Source organism: Bradyrhizobium sp. INPA03-11B, assembly GCF_040446015.1.
GTDB classification, from domain to species: Bacteria; Pseudomonadota; Alphaproteobacteria; order Rhizobiales; family Xanthobacteraceae; genus Bradyrhizobium; species Bradyrhizobium macuxiense_A.
Window position 1 is genome coordinate 57441 of sequence record NZ_JASGSR010000042.1, and the last position, 8092, is coordinate 65532.

The 8092-nt window shown below is 57.9% G+C and carries 4 protein-coding genes and 1 pseudogene; 4 read left to right on the forward strand and 1 reads right to left on the reverse strand.

Annotation, left to right across the window (positions count from 1 at the left end):
- Nucleotides 1–89: 89 nt before the first annotated feature.
- Nucleotides 90–3017, reverse strand: coding sequence for an FG-GAP-like repeat-containing protein (locus tag QMZ05_RS19430; protein ID WP_353702205.1), 2928 nt, complete (start codon nt 3015–3017; stop codon nt 90–92).
- Between the two features lie 719 nt (nt 3018–3736).
- Here QMZ05_RS19430 and gspD point away from each other — a divergent pair.
- The 4 genes and pseudogenes from gspD to QMZ05_RS19450 all read left to right on the forward strand — a co-directional run.
- On the forward strand, nt 3737–6028 hold the full coding sequence (gspD, locus tag QMZ05_RS19435; protein ID WP_353702206.1) for a type II secretion system secretin GspD: 2292 nt from the start codon (nt 3737–3739) through the stop codon (nt 6026–6028).
- Between the two features lie 18 nt (nt 6029–6046).
- Nucleotides 6047–7267: a type II secretion system F family protein gene (locus QMZ05_RS19440; RefSeq protein ID WP_353702207.1), complete on the forward strand. Its 1221-nt coding sequence runs from the start codon at nt 6047–6049 to the stop codon at nt 7265–7267.
- Complete coding sequence (locus tag QMZ05_RS19445) at nt 7264–7731, forward strand: GspH/FimT family pseudopilin (RefSeq protein ID WP_353702208.1); 468 nt, start codon at nt 7264–7266, stop codon at nt 7729–7731. Before QMZ05_RS19440 ends, QMZ05_RS19445 begins: the two co-directional genes overlap by 4 nt.
- A 180-nt stretch (nt 7732–7911) precedes the next feature.
- Nucleotides 7912–8092, forward strand: a pseudogene (locus tag QMZ05_RS19450) (hypothetical protein); the annotation flags it as partial.

The following is an 8092-nucleotide window of genomic DNA, read 5'->3' on the forward strand; positions in this document are numbered from 1 at the left end:
GCTCACCCGCCCCAAACGTCCACACTTACCAACGACATCTCCGCACGGCGGAGGGCCGCCCTCTCCGCCGGTCGATCGATAACTCGCAATCAGGGGGCGACACTCGAAACCGTAGCCCTGGTCAGCCTTCCCAGATACCAATTGGTCTTATCGTTGGTGTAGGTGCCAGTTGTGGTCTTGCTAAACCCGTCCGATGTCGACACCACCACTTGCGTCGCGTTGTTGTAGGCATCGTATTGGTGCGTGGTCGTTACCGAGGGCAGCACCGTCCCATCGAGGTCGGCGCCACTCGAAACGTTCTGCGACAACGACACGCGATATGGTGCTCCCATGGGCCCGATCGTTGCCCCGCCGCTCGCATTGCTGAACTGGTAAGTGTTGGTCGACTTGCTCAGTGTCAGGCTTCCGAGCGCCTTCGTCGCCGACGCGACCAGGCCGGCGTAAGGAAAGTCCTGCCGGTATGCCGTCGTACTGGAGATGCCGGTTTGAAGATCGTTCACCGTCATCTGCCGAAACCCGAGGAAGCCCCTTCCGCTCAAATCAAGCTTTGCTCCGACATAGCGGTAGGTCGAGCCATACGTGCCTCCAATGCCATTCGAAACACCAATCTGCGACACCACATTCAACGGAAGCTGAAAATCCGTCTGCGGATAGACCGCCGTCGTATCCTTGCTATAGACATTTCCGTTCGACAGGGGCGAATACGAGATCGTGGTCTTCGCACCAAGGCCAGTCGTTATGGCAGAAACCAAGTCCGACGACACACCATCACTTAGCCACATGCTCCTTTGGCCTTGCGAAGGACCAACGTTGAGTTGATTGGGTGACCCGTTGCTGACGTTGACCAACGTGCCCACATTGACAAAATTCCAGAACACATCTGCCTTGCCATCTCCGTTGAAGTCAGCGACCGCTGGAGACCATCCGTTATAGTAACTGTCGAATCCGCCAACGTTGTAATTTACCGAAAACGTGCCGTCTCCCTTGCTGAGCCACAGAATCCGCACACCCTGAGATCGGCCATCCGCGGTCTCATTGTCCCACAGAATGTCGGCTTTGCCGTCACCGTTGAAGTCCGCAAACAGGCAGCGCCATCCGGCATAGTAGCCATCGGCTCCTGCAACATTCGATACCCCCGAGAAGGTCCCGTCTCCTTTGCTGAGCCACAAGACGCGCTTCCCCGACGAGCGGCCATCACTGTAGTCGCCTTGGTAATCCCACAGGATATCGGTCTTTCCATCGCCATTGAAATCAGCGAACAGCGCCCGCCACGCAGTATAGTAGCCATCTGCTCCAGCAACGTTGTTGATTTGAGCGAATGTATTGTTTCCGGTGTTCATCCAGAGGATCCGGGTGCCCGACGATCGACCATCCGAATAATTACTCGCACCGGTGTCCCAGATGATGTCAGCTCTGCCATCGCCATCGATATCCGCGAACGAGGCACGCCAACCGATGAAATATCCGTCCGCGCCGTTGAGATTGCCTACTGCGGAAAATGTTCCATCACCATTGCTGATCCAAGCGTTACGATTGCCAGATGAACGACCATCTGCATTGTCGGCTTGATTGTCCCAAAAGATGTCGGACTTTCCATCTCCATTCAGGTCAACGAGGTAAGCGCGCCACCCGATATAGTAGCCGTCAGCTCCAGCAACGTTGTAGATCCCTGCGAACGTACCATCGCCGTTGCTGAGCCAAAGTACGCGATGGCCAGACGAACGACCATCCGAATAGCCCCCCTCGTCATCCCATAGGACATCGGTCTTTCCATCACCGTTGAAGTCGCCGAACGACGCATGCCAGCCATTGTAGTAGCCATCAGCTCCAGCAACGTTGTAGATTACCGCGAACGTCCCGTCGCCGTTGCTGAGCCAGATGATGCGACTGCCAGACGATCGACCGTCCGCATTGGGAGACTGGAAATCCCAAAAGATGTCGGTCTTTCCGTCCCCATTAAAGTCGGCGAATGTCGGGACCCAACCGATATAGGCGCCGTTGGCATTCGCAAGATTCAAAAAATTCAGCATTGGCGCCGACGCGCCGTTCTGCGACGAGAAGACAGTTGAGGGAAGGCAGTTGCGGCCATTATCGCTACACACCGTCACACTTGCGAGCACGCTGGATTGAGTGGACGGGTTCTGATCGTAAGCGAGTTGGTAGCTCGCTACGAGTGAAGTCCCGACATAGGTCTGGACAGTGGCCAAGCGAACTGTGGTCTGAGACAGCGATCCGGCTTGATAGCGCGGAACGATGTCTGGTCTAGACGCATAGACGAACTGCACGGAATTGTACGGATCCACGGACGCAGCTGCGTTGCCGGTATATTTGATGATGCCCGGATAATATTGACCGTTGGCCGTATCGTTGGTGTACGTAACCGTGAAATAATTGGTCTTAACGTCGCTTACCTTGTTGACCGCCCACGATCGGGCTGTGGTTTTTCCCTGGGCCAGAATGAGCGAGTCGGTCGTATGTCCGAGCTCCATTATCTGCCCAGACTTGGTGTGCACCTCGAACCAAGCCGGCCCGCTACCCGCGGTGCCGTGGGAAATGATCTTAGAAAAGGTGTCAATCTCGGTGCGATACTCGGTGCCGTCGGCTCCATAAGTACCGCTGATGGCGACGAGTCGCTGCCCGTCCAGGCAGAAGCGATCGTTAGCATCATCATTGACATTACCGAGTGCGCCCTCCTGCGCCAAAGTCCGCGGACAACGCACGATCGACGAGAGACCGGCAAGAGCCCACCCCATCCCCAACAGACTGTTGCCATCTTGACTGCTGTATTGGAGAGACAGAGTCGGAGCCATACCGGCCGTGCCTGGCGGCACTGCGATAGGAATACTGTAGGTGCCCGCGCCGTTCTGACTGACTGAAAACTGACCCTGCAGCGCCATCGTACCCGAGGAGGCCTCGATCGGAAACAGGACCAAGTGAAAGACAGCCAAAGCCAAAACTGACCTGGACACGTACGCACATGCACGCCGGCCAAGACCAGCGACGGATTCGACTTGCATCCCCAACACCCTCATTCAATAGCAGTATCGACGAGAACAATTACAACCTCTACGCACGACAGCTCGCGCGGCCCATCAACCACCCAACTCTTCTCGTGCGACCGCCGCAATCGGCCTTCGGAAGCCGCTCGCTGGACCGTCGACAAACACAACTTCACTGCAGGATTTGGTTGTCGCAGTTGACGCACAACCCGCCCGCTCGCCGGCGAAAGCCAGCGGCCAGCGAAAACCCAACCCGCCCCATTCATCCACCCCTAACCCAAAACCCCTACTCGACTACGGTTCTCGAGCATCGTCCGCCCAAATGCTGCGTCTCCGTTAGGTAGACGACTCCACATGGAACAACCCGCAAACTTTTTTTATTATCTTCTTTCGCGCGGCTTGCTCTTTCCTCGCGACTTCGTCGAGCACGGCCTCGAGGACCGAAGCTCTTGCACTAGTAGACGACCATCTATGTGACAACCCGCAACGATTTCTGAGAAATCGACAAGAAGCCAGATTCTTTGACTGCTTGACGGCAGCCACATACCTCGCGCTTCAGTCGACGTTTGAGCAGACGACAACCCGCAACTCTTTCCGAAAAATATTTTGCCGTCCCCACCACCGACGTGCACTTTCCCGTCGCCTCAACGTCGCGATATGAATTCGCTCCGCTACTGCCGACGAATATTGCCAACAGGCCCGTCGAGAGTTGAGCCCGAGTGAAGAGGAAGAGGCGCGTGCCTGTTGCCATCTATCGTCATGGATTGCTGATCTCTTTTTCATTGTTGATGTCGAGCTGCCAGCTTGTCGACACGGCCGGACCAACGACCACCTGGAGCAATGCCTCAGCGATGCTCCGCGACGGCAACCAAAACGCACGCACGTCCTCACGCGGCACCGCGCTGCTTGGCGACACGCGTCCGCCTCCGCCAACGATCATCGAAGGCACGGGCCGGTTTGTTGGCGACCCGCAGCCGAATGCGGAAGAAGCAGTCCTGCGTAACGAATCCGACGGCGTCACGCTCAACCTCGTCAACGTACCGGCCCCTCAAGCTGCCAAGGCGGTGCTAGGGGATATTCTGTCGGCTCGTTATACCGTCGACCCTGGCATTGAGGGTAAGATCACCATCCAGACACCGCGGCCAGTTCCGCGTTCAGAGGTGATTGATCTGTTTCAGGCAGCCCTTCGCGCGAACGGCGCGGCCGTCATCAACGACAAAGGCATGTATCGGATTGTGCCGATCGACCAGGCTGCCATCGGGGCAGGTCTTCAAGTCGGCGGCAAGCTTGTGGAAGACGGCAAACCCGGCTCAGGACTGCGTATAGTTCAGCTCAAGTATGTCGCGGCCTCCGAGATGCGGCGGGTGCTCGAGCCGATCGTTCCGCGGGGAAGCATCGTCCGAACCGACGACGCACGCAACCTCATCACGCTGTCCGGGAGCGACCGGGAGATTGCCAACACCCTTGATGCGATCTCCCTGTTCGATGTGGACGTCATGAAAGGAATGTCATTTGCGATTTTCCCGGTGTCGAGTTCGCAACCGGACGCAATTGTCGACGAACTGCGCAATGTATTCGGATCCGACCGCGAGGGCCCGATGGCGGGAATGGTGCGCTTTCTGCCCAACAAGCGGCTGAAAGCCATCCTGGTCATTTCACCTCAGCGCACCTATTTAACTCGGGCGGGCACCTGGATACGCAAACTCGACGCGCGCGCCGAAGGCAGCGAGAAGCAGTTCTACACCTATTCGGTGCAAAACCGCCGTGCTCAGGAACTGGTCGACGTCGTCCAGGCGATCCTGTCCAAAGAAACGGCCTCATCTGGAAGCTCGGCGAGCCGTAACGTCTCTCCGCAGTATCGCGAAGCCAAGCTGCAATCGAGTTCGTCGAACTCCCCTCCGACAAGCGGTTTCCCGTCCGGCGGGGCGTCGCCCTTTGGCGGCTCAACAACATCTGGATTGCCCTCGTCAGCCAGCGCTTCCCCAACGCAAAGCACATCGTTCGGCCAGAGCACGGCAGTCTCCAGCGCTTCTTTTCCGTCGAGCACGCCGCCGGCGAACCAGGATCGACCTTCGCAAACCGGAACCGACGGCGGAGCCGAAGATCCACGCATGAGGATCGTCGCCGATGACGCCAAGAATGCGATCCTGATCGAGGCCACCCGAAGTGATTATCGGCGGATCATGCGGGTCATCGAGAGCCTGGACGCCCTCCCTACACAGGTCATGATCGAGGCAACGATCGCCGAGATCACGCTAAGCGACGAGCTCAAGTTCGGCCTGCGCTGGTACCTCAATAACAAGAATTCAAATTTGACCTTCAGCGATCTCGCAACCGGGGCCGTGACCTCCGCATTCCCCGGCTTCTCATATGCCCTGACGGCAGCAAATATCACCGCAACGCTCAATGCCCTGAATTCGATCACTGACGTCAACGTCATTTCGTCGCCGACCCTGACCGCAATGGACAGCAAGACAGCGTATCTGCAGATCGGCGATCAGGTTCCAATCACAACACAATCCGCGTCCAGCGTCCTGACCCCCGGCGCCCCGATCGTGAACTCGGTCACCTACAAGGACACGGGCGTCATCCTCTCGATCACGCCGCGGATCAACGAGAGCGGCCGCGTTCTGCTCGACATCGAGCAAGAAGTCTCGACCGTGGACTCGACTACTACCTCGACCATCGATTCTCCCACAATTCATCAACGCCGCATCAAGACGAGCGTCGTCGTCAACAACGGAGAAGGTCTGGCATTGGGCGGCATGATCCAGAACAACCGTTCTATTTCACACACTCAGATTCCGATCGTGGGGGACATCCCCGTCATCGGAAACGCCTTCAAGTTCAAGGACAACAAGATCGCAAAGACCGAACTGATCGTCATCATCACACCGCACGTCATGCGGACGTTGAGCGAAACGCGGTCGGTCACGGACGAGTTTCGAAAGCAGCTATCGATCTACTCGCCGCGCGATTTTCACGATCCCCGACCGATCGAGCAGACGGCGCGGCGAACCTTCGAGTGACTCATTGAAAGATACTCGATGCCGACATTCCGATATCAAGCCTATGATAGTCACGGTGAACTCGCCGAAGGCGGCGTCGAGGCCGCTTCCGAGGCGGGCGCAAGCGATCTGCTCTGGGCACGCGGCCTCACGCCGTTTCGACTGCAGATCACTGGAAACGCAAAACTCCCGTGGTGGCGACGTGATCTTACGTCGAAGGACGATGCTCGCGCTGAGGATCTGACAGCCTTCACCCGCGAGTTCGCCACCCTCCACGCTGCTGAGGTGCCGCTCGACGATGCGCTTCGCATTCTTTCAGAGCAAACGACATCTGCAAAGGTTCGCGAGCTTTCCGAAGGACTGTTGGCCGATATCCTTGACGGCGCTACGCTTTCGGACGCAATGCAGAAGCGGCCCCGGGTGTTTACGACGGAGTACGTCAGCGTGGTGCGCGCCGGCGAGATCGGTGCCCGGGTCGGTGAGGTGCTCGACGAGCTGGCGAGCCTGCTGGAGCGCCGTGCCGAAATCCGCGCGGAAATCCGATCGGCCCTCACCTACCCCGCCATTATGATCGGTTTGAGTCTCATTTCCGTCGCGATCGTCGTCGGCGGACTGATCCCCAGTATCGCTCCGATCCTTGCAGAAAATGGCCGGCCCATGCCGGCAGCGATCAATGCGATCGTCAGTCTCCAAGCCCATTGGCCGGAGATCATTTTTGCACTGACAATGTTTGCGGGCCTATGTTTTGCGACTTTCGCTTTCGTCGTCACCCGACCGTCGGCCCGGATGGTCCTTGAGCGCAGGCTGTTGCAACTTCCAATCTACGGCTCGTTTGCCCTTCGGCGCGAGACCGCGCGCTTTGCGCGAACCCTGGGAACACTTCTTCGCGCCGGGGTTCCGTTGCTGCAGGCGGCGAGTTCTGCCCGCACGGTCATTGACAACAGCTATGTCGGCGCTGGTATGGACCGCGCAATCGATGCAATCCGGGAAGGTGTCGCACTGCACAGAGCGCTTCGCGCCGAGACAGTTTTTCCGGCGGTAGCCATTCGCATTATTTCGATCGGCGAAGAGGCGGGCAAGCTCGATCGCATGTTGACCCGTCTTGCCGTGATGTTCGAGCAGCAAACCCAGCACAGCGTCGCGCGGTTCATGAAGCTGCTGACGCCCGCCCTTACCCTCGCGATTGCCATCGTCATTGGGGGCCTGATCATGACCGTCATCAGCACCATTCTGAGCATCAACGATATCGCCTTCCGATGACCCGCCACGATACAGAAAATCTCCGCCTCTCCGCAGGTTACAGTCTGATCGAGATGTTGGCGGTACTGACCATCATCGCGCTGATCGCAACGATTGCTATGCCGAACCTGATGCGCCCGTCGGCTCATTGGCAGCTCCAGGCTGCTGCGCGGGAGATTGTCACTGCGCTGCGGCTCACGCGCACCAGCGCAATCGCGCGCAATTCGCCGCTCGTTATGAACGTCGACGTCGGCCGCAGAACATTCCAGTCCGCGGTTGTTCCGCTTCAGCGCTTTCCATCCGATATCGTAGCGGAACTTAGAGTAGCCGAGCCGGAACGCGCCACGGCATCGATGGGCGGATTCCGCTTCTTTCCCGACGGATCATCGACAGGAGGCGATCTACGTCTCGTACTTAACCAAGAGCATGCCTCCATCTGCGTCCACTGGCTGACAGGTGAGCCTCGCATAGCGGAACGGTGTTGACCGATGCCTCATCAATGGCACGTGGAAATCATCGACAACTGGTGTCTGAGGTCCTGCAGCTCGATGTTTCGCGGGACGAATATCGATTGCCGGCTAACGGATCAGTACAAGTGCGGACAGACCACTTGTCCGCCCCCCCGAAGAGCGTTCGATGCGCGATCGAACGAGCGCGGCTTTACGGTGATCGAGGTCGTGGTAGCGCTCGCCATTTTTGCGCTCAGCCTAACCGTCTTGTTCAGCACCATTGCCGACGCGCTCTCGAATACTGCAAGTGCGGAGGCGTTGTCTCGAGCCGGCATACTTGCCCAGTCCGTGCTTAACCGGGTAGGCCGGGACATTACTATTCAGAAAGGAATTGTGA

Bases quoted from the DNA above. Each gene is read 5' to 3' on its own strand.
- QMZ05_RS19440 (WP_353702207.1), top strand. From the start codon at position 6,047: ATGCCGACATTCCGATATCAAGCCTATGATAGTCACGGTGAACTCGCC.
- QMZ05_RS19445 (WP_353702208.1), top strand. From the start codon at position 7,264: ATGACCCGCCACGATACAGAAAATCTCCGCCTCTCCGCAGGTTACAGT.
- QMZ05_RS19430 (WP_353702205.1), bottom strand. From the start codon at position 3,017: ATGCAAGTCGAATCCGTCGCTGGTCTTGGCCGGCGTGCATGTGCGTAC.